The sequence below is a fragment of the Priestia sp. J2 genome (assembly GCF_020790095.1).
GTDB lineage: Bacteria > Bacillota > Bacilli > Bacillales > Bacillaceae_H > Priestia > Priestia zanthoxyli.
In genome coordinates this window covers 2,140,233-2,160,189 of sequence record NZ_CP086208.1, presented here as the reverse complement: position 1 = coordinate 2,160,189, position 19,957 = coordinate 2,140,233, and the positions used below count along the sequence as shown (strand labels likewise).

General features: G+C 35.7%; 21 protein-coding genes. 1 reads left to right on the top strand and 20 read right to left on the bottom strand.

What is annotated here, in order from left to right; genetic code table 11:
* Nucleotides 1-41 precede the first annotated feature (41 nt).
* From nadE to LJY09_RS10840, 6 genes are all read right to left on the bottom strand, one after another.
* Nucleotides 42-863: an ammonia-dependent NAD(+) synthetase gene (nadE, locus tag LJY09_RS10865; protein WP_014460241.1), complete on the bottom strand. Its 822-nt coding sequence runs from the start codon at nucleotides 861-863 to the stop codon at nucleotides 42-44.
* Between the two features lie 34 nt (nucleotides 864-897).
* A complete protein-coding gene (gene nadD / locus LJY09_RS10860) occupies nucleotides 898-1,578 on the bottom strand; it encodes a nicotinate (nicotinamide) nucleotide adenylyltransferase (protein WP_028413472.1) in 681 nt (226 codons plus the stop codon).
* 15 nt (nucleotides 1,579-1,593) lie between these two features.
* Complete coding sequence (locus LJY09_RS10855; RefSeq protein WP_028413473.1) at nucleotides 1,594-3,063, bottom strand: nicotinate phosphoribosyltransferase; 1,470 nt, start codon at nucleotides 3,061-3,063, stop codon at nucleotides 1,594-1,596.
* Nucleotides 3,064-3,086: 23 nt separating this feature from the next.
* Complete coding sequence (locus LJY09_RS10850) at nucleotides 3,087-3,635, bottom strand: cysteine hydrolase family protein (RefSeq protein ID WP_228307737.1); 549 nt, start codon at nucleotides 3,633-3,635, stop codon at nucleotides 3,087-3,089.
* Nucleotides 3,636-3,707: 72 nt separating this feature from the next.
* On the bottom strand, nucleotides 3,708-4,484 hold the full coding sequence (locus tag LJY09_RS10845; RefSeq protein ID WP_028413475.1) for an NUDIX domain-containing protein: 777 nt from the start codon (nucleotides 4,482-4,484) through the stop codon (nucleotides 3,708-3,710).
* Nucleotides 4,485-4,705: 221 nt separating this feature from the next.
* Nucleotides 4,706-5,101, bottom strand: a complete 396-nt coding sequence (locus LJY09_RS10840; RefSeq protein ID WP_014460246.1) for a CDI toxin immunity protein — start codon at nucleotides 5,099-5,101, stop codon at nucleotides 4,706-4,708.
* Between the two features lie 331 nt (nucleotides 5,102-5,432).
* On the opposite strand from LJY09_RS10840, the gene LJY09_RS10835 reads away from it, so the two are divergent.
* Nucleotides 5,433-6,554, top strand: a complete 1,122-nt coding sequence (locus LJY09_RS10835; RefSeq protein ID WP_108674690.1) for an FAD-dependent monooxygenase — start codon at nucleotides 5,433-5,435, stop codon at nucleotides 6,552-6,554.
* Nucleotides 6,555-6,638: 84 nt separating this feature from the next.
* Here the strand turns inward: LJY09_RS10835 and LJY09_RS10830 are convergent, their stop codons facing one another.
* The 14 genes from LJY09_RS10830 to LJY09_RS10765 all read right to left on the bottom strand — a co-directional run bounded on the left by LJY09_RS10830 (nucleotide 6,639) and on the right by LJY09_RS10765 (nucleotide 19,801).
* Nucleotides 6,639-7,565, bottom strand: coding sequence for a metallophosphoesterase (locus LJY09_RS10830; RefSeq protein ID WP_226313326.1), 927 nt, complete (start codon nucleotides 7,563-7,565; stop codon nucleotides 6,639-6,641).
* An 87-nt stretch (nucleotides 7,566-7,652) separates the two neighbouring features.
* A complete protein-coding gene (locus LJY09_RS10825; RefSeq protein ID WP_228307736.1) occupies nucleotides 7,653-8,756 on the bottom strand; it encodes a nucleotidyltransferase domain-containing protein in 1,104 nt (367 codons plus the stop codon).
* Nucleotides 8,757-8,774: 18 nt separating this feature from the next.
* A complete protein-coding gene (locus LJY09_RS10820; protein ID WP_228307735.1) occupies nucleotides 8,775-10,586 on the bottom strand; it encodes an ABC transporter ATP-binding protein in 1,812 nt (603 codons plus the stop codon).
* 15 nt (nucleotides 10,587-10,601) lie between these two features.
* Nucleotides 10,602-11,021 (bottom strand): signal peptidase I, encoded by a 420-nt coding sequence (locus tag LJY09_RS10815; protein WP_189643461.1) that lies wholly within the window; start codon nucleotides 11,019-11,021, stop codon nucleotides 10,602-10,604.
* 28 nt (nucleotides 11,022-11,049) lie between these two features.
* Nucleotides 11,050-11,319 carry a PqqD family protein gene (locus tag LJY09_RS10810; RefSeq protein WP_098626851.1) on the bottom strand — a complete coding sequence of 90 codons (270 nt, stop codon included), beginning with the start codon at nucleotides 11,317-11,319 and terminating at the stop codon, nucleotides 11,050-11,052.
* Nucleotides 11,316-12,101 carry a hypothetical protein gene (locus LJY09_RS10805; RefSeq protein WP_226313293.1) on the bottom strand — a complete coding sequence of 262 codons (786 nt, stop codon included), beginning with the start codon at nucleotides 12,099-12,101 and terminating at the stop codon, nucleotides 11,316-11,318. Before LJY09_RS10805 ends, LJY09_RS10810 begins: the two co-directional genes overlap by 4 nt.
* A gap of 108 nt (nucleotides 12,102-12,209) precedes the next feature.
* Nucleotides 12,210-12,413: a hypothetical protein gene (locus LJY09_RS10800; RefSeq protein WP_098626850.1), complete on the bottom strand. Its 204-nt coding sequence runs from the start codon at nucleotides 12,411-12,413 to the stop codon at nucleotides 12,210-12,212.
* A gap of 79 nt (nucleotides 12,414-12,492) precedes the next feature.
* Nucleotides 12,493-14,286 (bottom strand): ABC transporter ATP-binding protein, encoded by a 1,794-nt coding sequence (locus tag LJY09_RS10795; RefSeq protein WP_108674684.1) that lies wholly within the window; start codon nucleotides 14,284-14,286, stop codon nucleotides 12,493-12,495.
* Entirely contained in the window at nucleotides 14,286-15,479 is a 1,194-nt protein-coding gene (locus tag LJY09_RS10790) for a nucleotidyltransferase domain-containing protein (RefSeq protein WP_228307734.1), read from the bottom strand. The genes LJY09_RS10795 and LJY09_RS10790 overlap by 1 nt, the downstream gene beginning before the upstream one ends.
* Nucleotides 15,472-15,954 (bottom strand): lasso peptide biosynthesis B2 protein, encoded by a 483-nt coding sequence (locus LJY09_RS10785; protein ID WP_228307733.1) that lies wholly within the window; start codon nucleotides 15,952-15,954, stop codon nucleotides 15,472-15,474. The genes LJY09_RS10790 and LJY09_RS10785 overlap by 8 nt, the downstream gene beginning before the upstream one ends.
* 32 nt (nucleotides 15,955-15,986) lie before the next feature.
* Nucleotides 15,987-16,292 (bottom strand): lasso peptide biosynthesis PqqD family chaperone, encoded by a 306-nt coding sequence (locus LJY09_RS10780; RefSeq protein ID WP_228307732.1) that lies wholly within the window; start codon nucleotides 16,290-16,292, stop codon nucleotides 15,987-15,989.
* The gene (locus LJY09_RS10775) at nucleotides 16,289-17,221 is read right to left on the bottom strand and encodes an aldolase (protein WP_228307731.1); all 933 of its coding nucleotides are present in this window, start codon (nucleotides 17,219-17,221) and stop codon (nucleotides 16,289-16,291) included. The genes LJY09_RS10780 and LJY09_RS10775 overlap by 4 nt, the downstream gene beginning before the upstream one ends.
* A 469-nt stretch (nucleotides 17,222-17,690) precedes the next feature.
* Nucleotides 17,691-17,846, bottom strand: a complete 156-nt coding sequence (locus LJY09_RS10770) for a paeninodin family lasso peptide (RefSeq protein ID WP_108674682.1) — start codon at nucleotides 17,844-17,846, stop codon at nucleotides 17,691-17,693.
* Nucleotides 17,847-17,860: 14 nt separating this feature from the next.
* Nucleotides 17,861-19,801 (bottom strand): lasso peptide isopeptide bond-forming cyclase, encoded by a 1,941-nt coding sequence (locus tag LJY09_RS10765; RefSeq protein WP_228307730.1) that lies wholly within the window; start codon nucleotides 19,799-19,801, stop codon nucleotides 17,861-17,863.
* Nucleotides 19,802-19,957 lie beyond the last annotated feature (156 nt).

Genomic DNA, 19,957 nt, shown 5'->3' with positions numbered 1-19,957 from the left:
AATAATGCCCATATTAGATATCCCTAATATGGGCATTTCTCTCATTTCCACCATTCATCAAACATGCTAGCCGGTAACTGACGCTTATGTTCAGTAATACGATAGCGCTGTTCAATTTTTTCAGCAGCTTCTTGTGATACTTCTTTTCCTTCCAAATAGTCGTCTAGTTCATCATAAGAAATTCCTAGTTCCGTTTCATCAGATTGACCAGGACTATTATCTAATAAGTCAGCTGTTGGTACTTTTTCGTACAATCGTTTATCTGCACCTAATTCTTTTAGCAATGCTTTTCCTTGACGTTTTGTTAATCCCGTTAGAGGCAGCACGTCTGCTCCGCCATCTCCGTATTTTGTAAAAAAGCCTGTTACTGCTTCTGCTGCATGATCGGTTCCGATAACTAAAAGGCCGTTTTCTCCTCCGATTGCATACTGTACGATCATACGCGTACGTGCTTTGACATTTCCTTTATGAAAATCAGACAGCGCTATATCTGTCGCACCTGTAAACGAACTTTCAAATGCTTCCACCGTGTTTTTAATATTAAATGTATATGTTTCATTAGGTTTAATAAATTCTAGTGACGCCTTCGCATCTGCTTCGTCATGCTGCGTGCCATGAGGCAAGCGAACGGCTACAAATTTTGCTTCATATTCTTCTTTTCGCAATTCGTCTACAGCAATCTGCGCTAATCGTCCAGCTAAACTAGAGTCCTGCCCTCCGCTTATACCTAATACAAAGCCTTTTGCATTTGCTGACTTTAGGTAGTTTTTCAAAAAATCAACGCGGGCACGAATTTCTTGTGCTGGATCAATTTCAGATTTCACATGTAGCTCTTTTCTTATTTTTTCTTGCATGTCTGACATGATACATGCTCTCCTTCCATTATATGTAGATTTCTTACTGATACAAACCATGTTCTTTACTATAAAAATAACAGAGATCAGGCATTAAATATCGTGGTTCTCCGCCCCTGGCAAATTCTTGACGAATATAAGTAGAGCTGATTTCCATTGCAAGCCCCTTATCAAGAAGCTGAAACCGGCCGTCGTCATAATTTCGAAGCAAAGGAGAATGACTAATAGCTTTCAACATGTCTATTCCCTCTCTTGCCATGATGATAAACTGGTTTTCACTAATAAGTTCATCTGCTTTCTTCCACTTGCCCTCACCAATATCTTGCAGTAAGTCGGCTCCCATAATAAAAAATAAGTCAGCGTGTGGGAGCAATTTTTTAAAGTGCTCCATAGTGTAGTATGTGTAATGATAGCCGGGCAATACGTCTAGCTCATACGTATCGAGCAAAAATTTCGGGTTGTCTTTAATCGCTAAGCTAACCATATTTACACGGTGTTCATCGGACGTTTGGAGCTTTTTATCTGTCCGTTTGTGCGATGAAGGCAAGAAGATAATAGCATCTAACTTCTTTCGATGCGCAACCGTTGATGCCGTCCAAAGATGAACGTTGGTAACCGGATCAAAAGATGAACCATAAATCCCAATTTTCGCTCCTTTTTCTAAAAGCGTATCTATTTTCTTATCAGGGTTTAGCTGTTGAAAATAAGCAAGCGTATCTGACATGTCTCCAGCTCCCTACTATTTTTTATTTAGGGCTTCCGCTACTTTTTGTTTTACGTACGCAATTTGACGCGTTTTATTTTCCCAACACTTTTCGCTTAAATCTACTGGATATTCTTCTGGATTGCGCGTGCGCTTATATTCATCCCAAAGCAGCTCTAAATTATCTTTTACGTACTGCTGAATTTCCTGAAGTTCTTCTGTTTCATACACAAGCTTTCCGTTTACAAAGATATCATGATGAAGTTCTTTTGCCTCAAAATTTGTGACGAATTTACTGATAAACGTATGAACAGGATGGAACATTTTTAAACGTTCTTCGCTTTGAGGGTCTTCGTCTTCCATCGTAATATAATCCCCTTCAGATTTCCCATTCAAATTATTAATAATACGATATACGCGCTTTAACCCTGGTGTACTGACTTTTTCAGGATTCGCACTAATTTTAATCGTATCCATCATCTCGCCATTTTCTCCTTCAATAGAGACGAGTTTATACACTGCTCCAAGCGCCGGCTGATCATATGCAGTAATGAGCTTCGTACCAATTCCCCACATGTCTATCTGTGCACCTTGCGACTTTAAATGCATAATCGTATCTTCATCTAAATCGTTGGAAGCAACAATTTTTGTCTCTGTAAACCCTGCTTCATCCAACATTTGACGAGCTTTTTTAGACAAATAAGTTAAATCGCCGCTGTCTAAACGAATTGCCGTAAAATTAATTTTGTCTCCTAATTCTTTTGCTACTTTAATCGCATTGGGAACTCCTGATTTTAAGGTGTCGTACGTATCAACTAGAAACACACAGTTTTTATGGCGACGAGCGTATTTATGAAATGCAATATATTCATCTTTATAAGCTTGCACCATTGCATGGGCATGCGTTCCTGCAACTGGAATTCCAAATTTCTTTCCTGCACGCACGTTAGAAGTAGCACCAAATCCGCCAATATAGGCTGCTCTTGTTCCCCAAATAGCAGCATCCATTTCTTGAGCGCGTCGCGTTCCAAACTCCATTGCCACTTGATCTCCTACTACATGTTTGATTCGGGCTGCTTTTGTTGCAATCAGCGTTTGGTAATTCACAATATTTAAAATCGCTGTTTCTACAAGCTGAGCTTCAATTAATGGTGCTTCTACACGTAAAATTGGTTCATTATGAAACACAAGCTCACCTTCACGCATACATCGAATTGTCCCAGTAAATGTAAGGTCTTTTAAGTAAGCTAAATAATCTTCTTTAAAACCTAATTCTTCGTGCAAGTACGTTAAATCAGATTCGCTAAATTTAAATGCTTTAATATATTCAATAATTCTTTCTAATCCAGCAAAAACAGCATACCCATTCCCAAAAGGAAGTTTGCGGAAAAAAACTTCAAAAACAGCCTTCTTTTGATGAATGTTATCTTCCCAATACGTTTCTCCCATATTAATTTGATATAAATCGGTATGTAGCATTACGCTGTCATCTGTAAACATATTCATTGATTTCCTCCACTTTTATGTCCTTAAATAATTTCTGCTCTGAGGCAAGATTTAAAGTGTTCGAGCGCCCACTCATGGCCTTTTTGATTAAAGCTCGCTACGGCTTTTTTATAAATATAAATAGCAAATCCTTTATTATAAGCATCTACTGCTGTATGAAGTACACAGATATCCGTACATACACCTGCTAAGTAGACATCGGTAATCTGTCTTTCTCGCAGTTTAATCTCCAGATCTGTTCCAGCAAATGCGCTGTATCTCGTTTTATTTATCCATTCTACATTTGCCTTTGATTGATACACATTATATAAATCGTTTAACTTTCCGTATAGCTTCCTTCCTGCAGAACCTTCAATATTATGAGGCGGAAACAGCGCTGATTCTGGATGCAAGGAATCATTTTCTTTATGAAAATCAATGGCAAAGACGACATACTCGCCTTGCTCAATAAATTGACGCGTGATATCGCTTATGGATGTTTCAATGTGTCGCCCTGGTTCTCCGCATGTCAAAGCCCCGTTTTCAGCTACAAAATCATTGGTATAATCAATGTTAATCAGTGCTTTTTTCATTATGTTTCCCCCTCATAAATAAAAATTAACAGTTAACATATTGTTAATTATTTGAATTGAAAGTTTTTTCTTTTAATAGCGTGCTGTATAGATTGGCTTCATCACATTCATCTCAACAAACCGGTAGAGCTTTGTTGGCTTTTTAGACGTTCTCGTCGTTGTTTTTCCGTCTACTTCTTCAATGAATGGCAGCATTCTTATTTTTCGTGCAAACGCCTGATCACTTTTAATTGCCGCATCATCCGTTACGGTAAGCAGCACAGCCTGCAGTTCAGAGTATGTAAACTGAGAAGGCAGAAACTTCTGAGCAATAGTCGTTTGCAATAAATCTTTCTTAATTTCCTTGATTGCATCTCGAATGATGATTTCATGATCAAAAGCTAAAGGCAATGAAAAGATTTCATCTATTTTAAATAATTCAACTCGAGCAGCATCATCATTCGCTTTTCGTTTTATTAGACTATCTTCTGGGACAATTGCATAATGTGCGTTTGTGATGACCCATCCCCTATCGTCTCTTCCGGGCTCATCATAGACACCATAGTGTTTTAAATGGATATCGTTCACGCCCGTTTCTTCTTCGAGCTCTCTTTTAGCCGCTTCAAAAGCTGATTCATCAGGATGGACAAATCCGCCGGGAAGCGCCCACTTTCCTGCTTCGCTGTTCTTTTCTCCCTCCGCGTTTAGCATTGCTCGCTGGATAAGCATTAATTTTAAATTCATTTTAGGTGGTTTGTATGGTTCTTTTTCTTCCGTCACAATCGTAAATACAGCAATATCTGACGTATAGCCATAGGGTTTAGGGTATTCTTTTTTCATTTGATTCGTCATTGCTTTTTTGTTCGACATTCAGCATTTCTCCTGATCACTCTTTTTACAATTAACAATATGATTAATGTTAATTATATTTGTTTTATGGAAAATGTCAATACTTTTCCCACTAATTATAAAGAGAAGGTAATTTATGTTGTAAATAACGTTATGTTTCGTATTTTTTAAAGTTTATATGCATAAAAAGCCGAGTGAAGAAGTTCTCATTCCCCCTCTTCCCTCAGCTTTTTTCCTTTTAATTAACGTGCTGCTAAACCAATCATCATTTTACCGTCTTTAAAATATTCAATGACATAGTCAACAGACGGACAGTAAATAAACGCTTCTTCTGTAAGATCAGCTGTTTGTTGGAAAAACGTTAGAGCCTGAGCTAAATCGACGCTTACGGCTTTAGTTGCTCGTTTCCAAAATAAAACAACCTGATGTTCTTTTATATTCATCTCTTGAAGCCATTTTTTGATTTCTTCAATATGCCGGGCGGACTTTTTAATTAATACTTTTCTCCAATTAATTTGCATGATTGTTAAAAAAGGAAAGGTGTTTGAAAGTTTTTCGAAGTAAATGCTTGTCTGCTTTTTCGTTAGCAAATCTGCACTGTTACCCAATGTTTGAATATAATGTTCTACTTTTGTCATAATCATCCTCCAGTCGAAATTGGAGTTTGCTAGAATTTTCAGAGACGTTCTCTACTCTTCTTGCTAAAAATCCTGCAGCTTTCCAACCGTGCTTTTTCTCAACAATGTTTAAATTTCACCTTTTTATACAAATTATTCAAAATAATTTGTGTATTTTAGTTTACCATAAAACTTAATCTTTGACTTTGTTTATGTAAAACCTTATTTGTGTTTCGACCAAAGAACGAATTCCATAGAAGAAAAGCTATAAAAAAGTTGACATTAACATTTATAAAAGTTAATATACTTACTAAAAGTAACTTAATTGCATATAACAAACAAGGTGAAGAAAATGAACTATCAAACAGATGTGTGTATAATAGGAGCCGGACCAGGCGGTGCTCTACTAGCCTATCTACTGGCTAAACAAAATATATCAACTATACTGATAGAGAGATCTGATAAGCTTGGAAAAGAATTTCGAGGCGAACATTTAAATGAAGATGGAGAAATGATTCTTAAAAAACATCATATATTTGAAGAAATTGAAAGCTTAGGCCTCCTTCGAATGTCTAGGGTCGAATACTGGAAAGATGGACATGTATTCAAAACGATAGAATCTGAACTTGGACATGCAGGAATTCATGTTCCACAGCAGCATCTTCTTCAGTCTATAGATAGCCGAGCAAGCAGCCATCCCTCCTACAAACTTATGCTGGGCACAAAAGTAACGGAGCTAACGCAAAATGAAAAAGGACAATATACTGGAATAAAATCTCAGCAAAAAGGCCGGGGTGAAATAATAGTTGAAAGTAAAATCATTATTGGAGCAGATGGTCGATATTCAACTGTTCGCAAACTTGCGCACATAAAAAACAATATTCATAATCATGGATACGATTTGCTTTGGGCGAAAATTCCTGCACCTGAGAAATGGGAACCTACTATTCGCTTTACGGTAGTGAACAATCAGCAAATGGCACTGTTTACACAGACAGGCGGCTTTATTCAAATAGGCTGGAATATTAAAAAAGGGTCCTATACTTTTCTAAAGAAGCAGTCTGTCCAGCCTTTTCTTGATCAGCTAATTCTGGCATTTCCTCAATTAAAAGAAAGTATGGAGCAGAACCTTCATTCATGGAAAGATTTCATTTTATTGTCTGTTTATAGCTCTCACTGTGATACGTGGGTAAAAAACGGATTAGCAATCATAGGAGACGCCGCGCATACTATGACTCCAACCGGCGCATATGGTATGAATGCCGCTATAATGGATGCTGATGTTCTTTCTCAAATTTTACCTAACTTACTTTCTCAAGGTTCCTTAGAAGCTGGAAAATTAAAAGTATTTGAAAATGCAAGAAGAAAAATAGTAGAAGATTTGCAGGCTCAACAAGTGGTGACCGAAGATTCTTTTATGGAAAAATTCACAAATTCCTTAAAGATCGAAAAAGAAAATATTACTCTTTATTAATTTCAATAAAACAAAAAGAAGCTACCTCTTTGTCGAGCGTAGCTTTGCTGTTAATAAACCTTATCATATATAAGCAGATTTTTCTCATTCAGCTTTCCCACTTTTAAATGTTAGTACGTTAATTTCAGGTGAGTCAAAAAGCCGAAAATTCAAAAATGGGATGGGACCGTTGCTTCCTAATCCTGCACTAACATATTGCTTAATATGTTTGTATTCCCACAGTCCTTTAACTCGATCTTGAGGAGGAAACAGGCCACTCTTTTCATACCATGCTTCCGGGACAAAAAGTGCGCCGAAAAATGGAATACGAAATTGCCCTCCGTGATAATGCCCAGCCATAATTAAATCGTAATACCTAAAGGTAACGCTGGGATCTGCAAGAAGAGCATCGATGTGAGAATCAACTACTGGAAAGTGATTCAACCCAATAATAAGATTTGTGGTTTCCTTTTTCGGATAATTTTTGTTTTTCAACAAATTATTTCTGTCTTTTTCTAATTTATTCTCTGTCTTCAACGACCAGTCAAAGTTAACAAACTGAGCATAGGCATTTCCCCTTTTTACTGTATACGTGGAATCAAGCAGCTTAACGCCCTTTTTTTCCATATGTTTAACAAATTCACTTTTCTCAAGACTATTTGAAGAAGTACGATAGCTTTTAGGATCTGTATTTCCGGGTACAAATAAAGCAGATCGTTTATTTTCAATACCTTCTATTAACGTGTAAAACGGCACGGCGTTTGTACTATTATTTTTCATCATGTCACCAGTAAAAACAATAGCATCATAATGAATTGAATTAATAGCATTTATTAGTCTTTCTTGATTTTCCCCAAATTCTTTTTCATGCAAATCTGTAATTTGAACAATAGAAAATCCTTCAAGCTCTTTAGGTAAGTCCTTAATTATGATGTCTTGCTTAGCTATAGTAATTCGTTGATTATCCCAAACTGTATATCCAACTACTACAGCTATTAAAAAGAAAGAGGCTGCTATCACTTTTCCTTTCATCTTTCTCACTAGCATCCCCTCCTATGTATGAAGATTAAAAAGTGGTACAGACTTCTTTATAAGTTAAACTCTCTATAAATTCGAATCTTAAGACCCTAGAACTTTCACCAAACTATTACATCTCTGCTTATATAACATAAGTAAACTATAAGAATACGAACGTTGTTTTGACGTCTCTTTTAACTGAGAAGTTACTTCAAACCTATTCGGTAATAACCAGCTGCGCATTTCACTTAAACTATGCCAAACAGAATCATAGCTGAAAAATTGATAATCCATAAAGGCAAAATATTTTTTAATTCCTTTCTTTTCTTGTTCCAATGTTGAAGACATAGAACCCTTGAATTGATTTTCTATAGAACTTAATTTCTTTATTTCGTTCAATATGCTGTACTGACTGTACACGATGGACAATGTTCGAACCATCCTCTTATATGTTTGATGACGTTTTGCATCCTTAAAGAGAGTTTCATAGCTTATCCTATCTTTTACAACCTCAATTATTTGAATAATATCTAAAAAGTGCTTAGGCGAATCTAAATTGTGCCTCCAACCGTGAAGACATATCATATAAAACGTATGATAGTCGGATAAAGTCTTTACAAACTGAAAGCCTTCTAACCTTACTGCTTCACCCCAAAACTCTTGGATGTTGAAGTTAGCAGTTTTTTCTTTCAATATATCCCAATGAATTTCAACTGTTAGCGGGATAGCCAATCCAGGGATTTCTTTACTAAAACTACTGTGAAAGTGAGAAGGAATAAATTCTTCTTCAATTTCAAAATTCATGGATTTTACTGCTTCTTTCGCTTTATTTATGTCTTTCCTTTTAACTAAGATATCGATATCTGAAGTCCCTCTAGCACCTATGTGACCAAAATATTTTTCAGCAAAGTAGACTCCCTTAAGAGGTATAACTTCTATCTGTTCTTCTTCAAATTTTCGAATAATATGATCCGTTTGATTTTTAATAAATAAATTTTGATATAGTGTTTCTTGATATTTTTGCTTGAGTCTTGTTTGAAAAAATAAAGGAGTATTTCCTAGCTTTCCTTTTTCTTTCAATAAGGAGTAGACTTGTGGGGAAATGAAATACAATTCAATCTCTTTTATTACTTCATAATAAAATTCATCATCACTTGGTAGATTAGCGTTAGAATCGTAAAGGTATGTTATGAGTTTATCGAGCAAAGTACTTCTTCCCTCCTATTATTTAGCTTTCAGCATGATTGGATTCTGTTCACTGATTTCTTGTGCGTTATTTAATCTGCGGTACATTCCACTTTGTCTCATTAACTCTTCATGGGTGCCCTTTTGAACAACTTCTCCTTGATCCATTACCACAATGAGATCTGCATGTTGAATAGTAGACAATCGATGGGCAATCATGATAGTTGTACGATTAACCATTAAACGGTCCAATGCTTCTTTTACCAAATGTTCCGTTTCACTGTCTAGTGCTGAAGTTGCTTCGTCTAATAGAAGAATAGGCGCATCTTTTAAAATGGCTCTTGCGATGGCTAATCGCTGTCTTTGACCTCCTGACAGCTTAGCTCCTCGTTCCCCGACTTCTGTTTCATAGCCGTTAGGCAGCGTCATAATATGATCATGAATATTTGCATGAACAGCGGCATTAATCATTTCTTCTTCCGTAGCCAAAGGTCTCGCTATCATTAGATTATCTTTTATCGTACCGCTAAAAAGAAATGTCTCTTGAGGAACGTATGCAATTGAACTTCTTAGTTCTGAAATGGTTAACTCATCAATTGAATGTCCATCGATTGAAATAGTGCCAAAATGAGGTTCATAAAAATGTTGAATCAAATTAAAAAGCGTTGATTTTCCGGCACCACTTGGACCAACTAGCGCTACTGCTTTACCAGCAGGAATGTATAAGTTGAAATCCTTGAATACAATCGCGCTCTCATGATAGCTAAATGTAAGATTTCTAACCTGTATATCCTTTTGAACAAGCGTTGCGGAAGTATAGTGAGGCAGCGCCTTCGCTTGAGTTGGATAATTAAGTAGTTTAGTAATTCTTTCTAACGCTGACACAGACCGCTGATAGCCAGCCCACTGTCCAGCTAGTCCTGTCAAGGGAGAAATCAACTGGTTCACAAGGTTAATAAACGTTAATAATGCACCAATCGTAATAATCTTGTCTGTTACAAAAAAAGCACCTATAATTAAGCTAATAAGAAACGCAATGGCTCCAATTGCTTCGCTTCCAGCGTAAAACCAGCCTCTTAACTTTGCCTCTCTCATTTCCAATGAATAAAGCTGCTCGTTCTTTTGTCTATAATCTCTATAAAACAGTTTTTCCAATGTAAAAGATCGAATTACAGTAAATCCGTGAAACGTATCATTCAGTTTTTTAATAATATTGCTAATTAATTCATTCATGATACGGCTATTATTTCGAAGTAAAACCCCAAATATAGCTCCACCAGTAATCGCAATAGGAGATACGAGCACAATTAATAACGATAATTTCCAATTAATTTGAATTAAATAGATAAAGGCAGCGATAGAAATGATAGGAAATCTAACTAGATTGATTAAGCCTCGTCCAATTACGCCTTCAACATTATGTATATCGTTAGTGAAATGAGACAACAATTCGCCGGAATGTAAATTTGAAACATCTCGTTCTCGTAAAAGTAAAATATGTTTATATAAATCCAAATTCAGGTCTCGCTTGACGGCATTGACCGCAATTGTTTCAAGGTATGTATCAATAAAATTAGCTGTAATACTTGTTACTGACAACCCTACACCAATAGCTACTAGCCACTTAAGCCGTTCAAAATTACCATGAACAGCAGCATCGGTAATGTTTCCAATAAACCATGCAGATAATAAAGTAAGGGTAATTTCAACAAATAACAAAATAAACAGTCCAATATAAGCACCTTTATGCTTCATTACGTATGGCCAGAGCCACTGAACCATGCTTTTTGTCTCTTTGATAGAAATATATTCGCGGATGTCGAATTGCTTTATCTTTTTTAAACTAATCATAACGACATCCTCCTTTCAATCTGCTTTTTTCCATTCTTGATAGTTTATATACCTTCGTAACAGCACTGACAGAAGAGGAAAAGCAAGAATGAGCTTTCCCCACAAAACAGCAGCTACATTTTTTTCTTGAATCGTCACTGATTTTTTTTGAATAACAACAAGTTTTCCGATAATCTTTTCTTGGGTAACCAGATCATCCACCCCGTAGTTCGTATCACCTTTAAAAATATAACATTCTTCTTCTTGAACGTAGGAACAGTTTAAAAGTCGATGAGCAATGAGTTTATTAGCTGGACTTTCAAATAAAACAATGTCTCCTCTTTTTAGCGGAGAATGCTTTATTGAAGTAAACCGGCAAATATCTCCTCGTTTAATAAGAGGATACATACTCGTTCCTTCAGCAGGAAGTTCAAGTAATCCATTCCGATCAATCAAAGCTTTTAGTATATGCCCCTGCTTATCATCAGCTTGCATACTGTTCAACAAGGCCGCAATCAATTAACTTATTTAAAAAATGCTGTATATCTCCTTTAATCAATTCAGCTTCTGTATTGTAATAGGCTGCAACAGCTTTAATAATTTCCGCAAGCGTTTTTTTATTTTCTATTACCTTCCAACAGTAGCCTCCTACTTCGTTTAAAGTAGTCACTGTATAGGCCTGCGGATTTAAAACCACCCACTCTGAGTCTACTTCCATTACTTCATAACCGCCTTTTTGAATATAACTTGTCACGATGACATCAACTCCCAAAATGTATTATTTTTTTGAAAATGAAGCTCATACACAGGAACTTGTTTAACTAACAGTTTTAACAGGACCATGATTGTTTTCGTTTCTTCAGGTTTATAAGACCAGTAAAACACTTTATCTATTAGCTTCATCAACGCTTCTATTCTCCTTACCTCTATCCGTTGATTAGATAGTGACTGATGCAATAGCTGAATACTTTCTAAAGGTGTGTTTTTTTCACTTCCCTTGGCTTTTAACTCACTCCTAAACGGTGAGTTAAAAACTGTTACACTCCCTTCTGTAATCTTTAAAATCGTAGCTTCATCAGAAAGAAGTTCCCTTGGCATTGATAACTTTGCTGCAGTCGACTTTCCGGCTCCTGAATGCCCTGTAAAAATATGCGCCTTACCGCTGTTAATAACACACGATGAATGGAGAAGAATCCCCCAGTTATGATGAACGATGAACGAACTGTATAAGTTCATAAGAGCATGTTTTAAAGCCAATTCATCGTGGATAGCTACGTTAGCCAGTTTATACTCTGAATCTACTTCAATTAAATAGTCTGCTCTTTTAAAAGTAATTGTATTGAGTTTTTCTTCTATAGCGACTTCATAATCTTGAAACGAAACACCATAGCCATTTGTGATTGTGACGGTCAGATCCGGCTGGTTTTCGGCTATACTAACACATAAAAAATATTGTTTGAGTATTTTCCATACGTCATCAAATTCTGTTTTAATATCAATATAGTGATCCCCTATTTTTGTATGCAACGTCTTCATTATTCGTCTCCTCAATCAATTTCTCTTAAAACAGCAGTCAATGGAACACCATTGACTTTCTGCTTTATATATTGCTGTATTAAGTAAATAAAATAGCTAAAAAATATTTTATTTATTTTTCCCTTTTCCTTTTCCTGGGGCACCTGCACCACCTGGAGTAGGATTTGGATTCGTAGACGGCCAGTTGGAACCATTGTTTCCTTTTCCAGGATGATCTAAGTTTCCTTTTCCAGGATTCCAGCTTTGAGCGGTTTCAAAACGGATTGGCTGATGATTTAACACTTCTGGAGCGCTATAAGTCTTCTCTTGCATATGATCACCACCTTTCAATTAGTTCTTTATTAAGAACGATTGGTTTTAAAAATTTAACTCACTGCTGTTTAGTAACGGTCTAATGAGCAACTTCCATTTGTTTTCCTAGTAATTGACTAAATGTATTACTCTTTTCTTCAGCAAGTTGAGTAAAGCCGCCTTGTTGAATAATTTCACCTTGCTCCAGCACGATAACCTGATCAGCATTACGGATTGTAGACAGACGATGAGCAATAACAATAATCGTCATTTTTCCTTTTAATCGTTCCAATGCTTCTTGAATTTTCGTTTCATTTTCCGTGTCAAGCGCGCTCGTTGCTTCGTCTAAGACTAAAATAGATGGATTGCGTAAAATAGCACGGGCTAGCACAAGCCGCTGCCTTTCTCCTCCTGAAAGCTTAATTCCTCGGTCTCCAATTAATGAATCTAGACCTTGCGGAAGCCTCCTTACAAATTCTGCAGCCGATGAAAACTCAAGCGCTTCCCACATTTGCTGTTCACTTGCGTTAGGTTCTACTAACAATAAATTTTCTCTTATACTCGCATTAAACAAAAAAGGATCTTGTGGAACATAGCTAATAGCTCGTCTTAACGATAATAAATTATCTTTTGATAACGGAATCCCATCAATTAAAACCTGACCTTTTTCAGGCTGATTAAGTCCCATCAACAAATCTATCAGCGTGCTTTTCCCAGCACCGGACCGACCTACAAAAGCTGTCATTTGATTAGATGGAATGATTAAATTAATATGCTGCAAAGCGTAAGATGCACCTTGGTTATAGCGAAAATAAACGTTTCTGCACTGAATGTCTTTTTTAAATTGAACTGGTTCGACACTTTGATTAGCTTCTTTTTCAAATTCTCTTGCATTTTTGCATTCATCTTGCAAGGCTTTCACAGCTTTAAATGCTGGTAGAGTTGTCGCAATCTGTTCCATAGAGGCTTGAATACCGGCGACTTTTGGCCATAATCGTGAAAAAATAAGAATGATAAGCATTAATTGGCTTGCTTCAGCATGAAACAACTTCACTGCAGCATATATAAAGGCTGCAACTAATACAGCAGATGATATTTTATAATAAGATTGTGACGTTGTATTTAGCTTAGTATATTCAACTTGCTCATTTTTCATTTCTTCTGTAATTGATCGGTACCAGTTCATTCTCGATTCTTCTAAAGTATTACTTTTAATATCTTTAATTCCGTTAATCTGATCGGTTATCCCTGCAAGATAGCTTTTTCCCAGCTCAAAGTTTCTATTGCCCAATGTCAGCGATCGTTTGAGAAATTTACGGTTCAGAAAGATAATCACTACACCGCAAAGCAATACAAAAAGAGTTATTTTAGGTGAAAGCCAAAATGCCAGCCCAATTTGTATGCACGTAAATATAAGAGAAGCTATAAACTGCAAAAACGAGGTTGTTCCTCCACTAGTACGAGCAATTTCTGTAAGTACTATATTAATAAGATCTGACTTTCTTTTTTTTATAAAGAACTCCCAGTTCGCATGAAGTAAGGTGCTATAAGTCTCCATTTGCATATGTCTAAGAAAACCGAGCTGAATGACTCTATTTTGAATCGTTATCTGTCGTTGTAATATAGTTTGACCAGTAACTATTAACACATAAATACTCAAAATTAGAAGCAAGGTCATAGATACAGGGGTATTTTGTAAAAATGAAAATACCCTTAAAATTGATGGTCCTCCTGTATCAAAATCCACGATACCACTTAAGCTAATCATCGGAATTAATAATAAAATCCCGATACCTTCAAGTAAACTCATAAACACCGTTGCTAAGAGGTTAATATAGAGCCTTTTGCCAGCAAACGAACGTATTTGCTTCAAGAAGTATACAAGCTGTTTCATTATGTTCTCCCCTTACGTAACTCATCTTTTTTAGTCTTCCTCCAAGCCCATAAAACAGGACGCAAAGGAAAATATAAGAAATGAAGTTTTTTAGGCAAAGGTAACATCTCTGCATCTTCAGGGTAAGGATGCAATAAACTTGCGGTAAAGAAAAGTTTTTGTTGAGCAGACATTAATGAGAATAAATGGCGACTATGATATTTGGATACATATTCAGGCACGGGATCAGTATGTAAATTTATCATAGTTTCAAGATAAAAGACTGCCTCTTGAGCTAGTTTTTGGGATCGTTTGCTTATTAATAAAGGTTTCATTTTTTTTTCTACCCTCACGTTTAACAACTGTGAGGCCAAAATAATTGCCTGTCCCCCTACATAAGGATTATGATAAGTCGTAAATAAAGTATAAAGTTTTACCCAATCAATTTTTCTTTTCACTATTTGCTGAATATCAATCAGCCAGCGAAGGCGAGACCAGCCATGACGCGCTCCGTGAGCCACAAGAAATTGAAATAGGTCTTCTGTGCCTAATAAGTACACAGGATAACTGGTAATTGAACTTTTCTCTTTTCGCTTCCATAGTTCATCAAAACATGGTTCCTTTCCAGGACCTGGGTGTAATCTCCAATGAATTTCTAGTTTTATTTCTGTATGAGGATGAATATATGTGACATGATGATGCCTCCACTTCCAGTCATTTAATACAGTGTGAATATAATCATCCTTTTCATATCCAAGACTTACTAAAAGGTCTTCTGCTTTCGCAAGATCTTGAATTGGAATAAGGAAATCTAAATCACTGGAAGTACGAAGAGAGATATCTCCATACAAACATTTAGCCAAAATGGGACCTTTTAAAAATAGAGTCTGTATTTGATGTTTAGAAAAGAGCAGGCTAACTTTTTCCATTTCTGCACTTAAACAAAGCATTTGAAATGTATTTCTTTTATATTGTCTATTTAAAAATTGAACTACATAGGTTGGGACTACATCCGCATCCAACATTTTTATTTTGAAATTTATCGCTGGATAAACACGATGATGCAGCGTCAGTTTGATAAAAAGGTTCCAGTCAATATCTCGACATAATCCTTCGCTATATTTTTCAAGGTATTGTTCATTCCCTTCCTTCAATAATTCAAGAATTAGTTTTAATTCCTTAGGCATGCGGTCTAAGTTGAGTATGTTATCCATAATTTTCTCCTTCACGCTTTTTCACACTGATTTCCTTTCCAAACTTAGCTATAACGGTAAATTTCGCTTTACCTTCTGCACCGGAAATAAAAAATGGACCGCTGCGCAACCATGCATGTGCAATTAATTTTCCGTTTTCATCTTTAGCAGTACCTAAATAAAGTGTACTTTCAATCTTCCGTTTTTCTAACATCTTCATTCCTGCAATTGCTTTAACGAGACATTGACTTTCCCAAAAAGTGTAACGGCTCATAATATGAAGAGATTGGGCTATATCCTTTAGAACTTTATCATCGGATGAACTAGTAGTGAACGCTGTTTCCCTCATTTGCTGTCCTAAGGAAGGAGATATTTTAGAAAAAGGTAACGTTTTAAGAAAACGGGCCCATCCTAAATAAATAAATGCCTCTATCAACAACAGTTTTGCTCTCATGTTCAATTTTAAAAAAACCGTTATTTTTCGCAAAATTTTCATTTTTCCCTCCCACGGATAAAAAAACATTGAAACTAAGAGCGATTATTCTCTGCTACTTGAATTAAACCTTCTTTTATCAGCCCACTTAAAAAAGCAATGACTTGTTCTTCACAATCGGATTGTTCGACATTATATTGAGTTACTAATGTAGAAATTAATTCGCTTACTGAAATGGGTTCTTTAATTTTCTCCCATATTTCTCCACCTATTTCACCTAAATTATAGTACTTACCATTGCTGATACTTAACATCACTTTTTCTCCATCCATGTCACTGGCGATATGGCCTGTTCCTTGACTAACTAATTGATTCATCGAAATGTCTTGATTTTTAATCATTTGTTTTCTCTCCTTTTTATTGTAGTTAAAATTAAGTCTGTTAAATCATAAGCCGTAAAACCAGAGATTGGTCGATGCAATCGGTAAAGGTCAACTTTATTAACGATTTTTGCTGATGCATTAAAGTGCCATTTCATTAAACCAGAGAGTTCAATGAAAAAATTACGGTATGTATGGTTGAAAAGCATATGAAGCCTTTCTAATTTTTCAATAGACTGAATTTTAATTTCATTACTGTCGTTTTTAATTAATTCAAATATACCAGCAAGAGGATAAGCTTCGGTGGCAAACTGAGATTCTACTGGAATAGTAAACTTGGTTTCCCGGTCAAAGATTGGACGGTAACAAGTTGATTCCATTCCAAGTTGAGTTAAGCTTTCCTGCCATAATTTTTGTTGTGGATACGCTGGCCTTACAATAGGAATATTCTCTTCAGTAAACGTTACGGGTATGACATCATCACTTAGAAGCTGATATCCTCTCTTTAAAAAAGCAGAGGCAAGCGTTGATTTACCTGCACCCGATTCACCTACTACTGCATAGGCCTTTCCATCAATAGCTATAGCACTTCCATGTAAAGGGAAGATTTTTCTTTGTATTAATAATGCTCCCATGCATGTTCCTAGAATATATAGCCTACTCAAGTCTTCATTAAAGCCCTCTGTCGGAGAAACCGTAATCTCTTTACCATCTTGAATTAGATAAATAGCTAAACCAGGAACTTTAAACATACACAGGTTTTCTTTTACGATAAAATACGCGCCTGATTTGTTTTTTTTCGACCATAGTGTGGTTAAATCCCCCTTCTTAACTATGATTTCTACTGATCCTCCCGAGATACTTATTTCAGGTAGTTCAGGTAAAGGAATTTCACTGAGTAATTTTAATCCAAATGCCTCATACACAACCTTTTTGGTAGTATCTATCATTGAGACTCACCTTTGTTTGTAAATAATTTTTTCATAATAGATACCCTCCTGTACTTTTTCAACAACATAGTCATTACCTAATAAAATCAAACACTTAAGTTCATTATAAAGAACAAAAAAGATAAAAAAAATACTTTTACGTGAATATGTTAGAAAAAATCGCTTAGTTAAAACAAAGTTATTCTTTATAAAGAACAATATCTAAAATAAAGTTATCACCTTTTCTTGATGGTGTCAATCACTTAAAATTACTACCTATATCTTGAGTAATAAATATTCTAAACAATAACTTACTTAACTGCCTATTTTATTTATTTCATTAGGATATGAAAATCAGAATTTAGCACCTCACTCTAACTTTTAAAATAAAAGCCCCAAATACACTATTATGTATAAGGGGCTTTCAAAAATTCGAGAAAAATGAAACAAGAGAGGTTAATATAAGATCAAATTTTATATTTTATTTGTCTCAACTCGTAAAACGTTTCCATGTACCAGGGTTATCTTTATCAACATCTTTACCTGGTACATATGCTTCATCCGTATAAGGACCATAGACTGTAGAAGCCATTGTCATTGTAATATCTAACGTTTCCAATACAGGTATTTGCCACTCTTTCTTCATCATCTCACCTCCTCTCAATTAAATTTTTTTATAAAGCGATGTACGATTAAACTACGCATCATTATCTTATAATAAGGATTAATTGCATGCTTTGCATGCACGCCTTCATGAATATTAGACATCGCTTCTTTTATTCCTTTCCCATCTAAAAATTCAAGAATTGTTTGATCTTTACTAAGTTGGTGCAGCTCATCCGTAAATTCACTCCAGTGCGGCATCATACGATGGACCCAATCCGCACCTTGAACACCACGAATTCGTTGATTTAACCTCACTGTATCAGGTAAAAGCTTTTCTGTTGCTCTTCGAATCAGAGCTCGATCCATTCCTTTTTGAACATACTGTTCCTCAGGCAAAGACAAGCAAAAACGAATCACTCTAAGATCATTGGTGGGATCCCGCTTCCATAATGGGTAACGCAAAGATAATTTGGTTGCAAGTGTATTACTTGCATTCCAATGAAAAATATCTTCAAAATGCCTTTTTCTCTGTTCATATATATTTGTTGCTGAAAACCATCCTGTTTCATCTATACCGTAGTTTTGCAGCTTATGAAAAACACCTGTTCTTTTTGCAAATTCTGGGTTAATCAGCATCGGAAACTCATATGAATCTCCTAGTGGAAAAAGTCGCTCAATAAAAGGAAACGCTACTCTTGCAATAACTGGGATTCTTCGAAATCTACTTCCTCCAGCTTTGTGGCTATAGTGGTGAAGTTCGCTAGCTAATCGAATCCATTTTAATTTTTTTAAAAGAAGAGCATAGTAATCAATAGCTGAACCCCAGGATATGCTTAAATTCCCCCTACCGCCATTTAGCAACACTCCTACACCTTCCTCACTAGCCTTCTCAAACATCCCTTTTAACCAGAAAGAATTTTCAAAAAATTTATAAGGCATTTCCATAGTGTTGAGAAAATCATCAATTTCCGAATAGGAATCTCTTCCTTCAAAATCTAAATAATGATCTTTGATACCACCTATATGCCGTACAGTTGATTGAATAAAGGGCGTTTCGTTTGGCATTAAGTGTTTAGGTGTAAAATCTTTAAAATCATTAGGAGGAACATAGCTAAATGTATATAGTTGCTTACGTGTCCCACTAAGACTTTTTGCAGCGAAACTAACAATTGAACCTGAGTCTAAACCCCCACTCAACTGAGCTCCAACTTGGCGATAAGTGCGTAAACGCGAAGTAACTGCTTTTTGAAACACTTCTTGAAACGCTTCTATATACTCTTCATTAGATTTCAATTTTAATGGTTGGACGGAAGTTAATGTACAATATTGCTTAATCTTTATTGTTTCTTCCATCACGGTAATACTATGTGAAGGGGGCATCTGTGCTATATTTTTATATGGGGTTAGTGATGCATCTACCACATCAATCATTCCAGAAATCGCCAAAAATTCCGCAAGCCACTGTTCATTTAATTTCTTTTCTACATAGGGTAGTGATAATAATGGTTCTATGGTAGTACAGAAAGCAAATCTATTTGTATCATGATAAAAGTAAAGGGTTCTACTTCCCGAAAAATCTCTCGCACCAAAAAGTATTTGCTTTCTCTCATCCCAAATTACAAAAGCAAAATCACCTACTAAATATTTTGGAGACTCCTCTCCCCACTTGTGATAGGCAAGTAAGATTAATTGACTATCCGTCATCGCTTTTCTTTCAATATATTCAACCTGCAGTTTCTCGAATAATTCATCTCGATTGTCGATAATGGCATCAGCTGTAATTGCTAGCTGCCTTTCATAATCACAATAAGGCTGCTGCTCTCCTACTGATTCCGGTGTAATCCATTGTGCATGGCAACCAAGAAAGATATTTTTCTTATGCGATATTTGAATATCATTAGCAGGGTATTTTTGTAAAGATTGCATAACTCTATTCACATGCTCGACAGGTACAGGTTCATTATTAGAATGATAAATACCAGCAATTGCACTCATGATTTTCTCCCTTTCAAATATGTATCATGATAAAACTTATTCTTTTTAAAGAACGACCATTTAAAATAATTTATTTTTATATTTTAAATCGTTTTAATTTAACTTTATACATTCCAAATCATTTTTTCTATCCAGTTTATATTGTTCTTTATAAAG

Excerpts from the sequence above, each read along its gene's own strand:
- LJY09_RS10820 (WP_228307735.1), bottom strand. The coding sequence starts at position 10,586 with ATGATTAGTTTAAAAAAGATAAAGCAATTCGACATCCGCGAATATATT.
- LJY09_RS10830 (WP_226313326.1), bottom strand. The coding sequence starts at position 7,565 with ATGAAAGGAAAAGTGATAGCAGCCTCTTTCTTTTTAATAGCTGTAGTA.
- LJY09_RS10845 (WP_028413475.1), bottom strand. The coding sequence starts at position 4,484 with ATGTCGAACAAAAAAGCAATGACGAATCAAATGAAAAAAGAATACCCT.
- LJY09_RS10780 (WP_228307732.1), bottom strand. The coding sequence starts at position 16,292 with ATGATTAAAAATCAAGACATTTCGATGAATCAATTAGTTAGTCAAGGA.
- LJY09_RS10775 (WP_228307731.1), bottom strand. The coding sequence starts at position 17,221 with ATGATAGATACTACCAAAAAGGTTGTGTATGAGGCATTTGGATTAAAA.
- LJY09_RS10835 (WP_108674690.1), top strand. The coding sequence starts at position 5,433 with ATGAACTATCAAACAGATGTGTGTATAATAGGAGCCGGACCAGGCGGT.
- nadD (WP_028413472.1), bottom strand. The coding sequence starts at position 1,578 with ATGTCAGATACGCTTGCTTATTTTCAACAGCTAAACCCTGATAAGAAA.
- LJY09_RS10770 (WP_108674682.1), bottom strand. The coding sequence starts at position 17,846 with ATGAAGAAAGAGTGGCAAATACCTGTATTGGAAACGTTAGATATTACA.
- LJY09_RS10765 (WP_228307730.1), bottom strand. The coding sequence starts at position 19,801 with ATGAGTGCAATTGCTGGTATTTATCATTCTAATAATGAACCTGTACCT.
- nadE (WP_014460241.1), bottom strand. The coding sequence starts at position 863 with ATGTCAGACATGCAAGAAAAAATAAGAAAAGAGCTACATGTGAAATCT.
- LJY09_RS10805 (WP_226313293.1), bottom strand. The coding sequence starts at position 12,101 with ATGAAGACGTTGCATACAAAAATAGGGGATCACTATATTGATATTAAA.
- LJY09_RS10840 (WP_014460246.1), bottom strand. The coding sequence starts at position 5,101 with ATGACAAAAGTAGAACATTATATTCAAACATTGGGTAACAGTGCAGAT.
- LJY09_RS10850 (WP_228307737.1), bottom strand. The coding sequence starts at position 3,635 with ATGAAAAAAGCACTGATTAACATTGATTATACCAATGATTTTGTAGCT.
- LJY09_RS10785 (WP_228307733.1), bottom strand. The coding sequence starts at position 15,954 with ATGAAAATTTTGCGAAAAATAACGGTTTTTTTAAAATTGAACATGAGA.
- LJY09_RS10790 (WP_228307734.1), bottom strand. The coding sequence starts at position 15,479 with ATGGATAACATACTCAACTTAGACCGCATGCCTAAGGAATTAAAACTA.
- LJY09_RS10800 (WP_098626850.1), bottom strand. The coding sequence starts at position 12,413 with ATGCAAGAGAAGACTTATAGCGCTCCAGAAGTGTTAAATCATCAGCCA.
- LJY09_RS10855 (WP_028413473.1), bottom strand. The coding sequence starts at position 3,063 with ATGAATATGTTTACAGATGACAGCGTAATGCTACATACCGATTTATAT.
- LJY09_RS10795 (WP_108674684.1), bottom strand. The coding sequence starts at position 14,286 with ATGAAACAGCTTGTATACTTCTTGAAGCAAATACGTTCGTTTGCTGGC.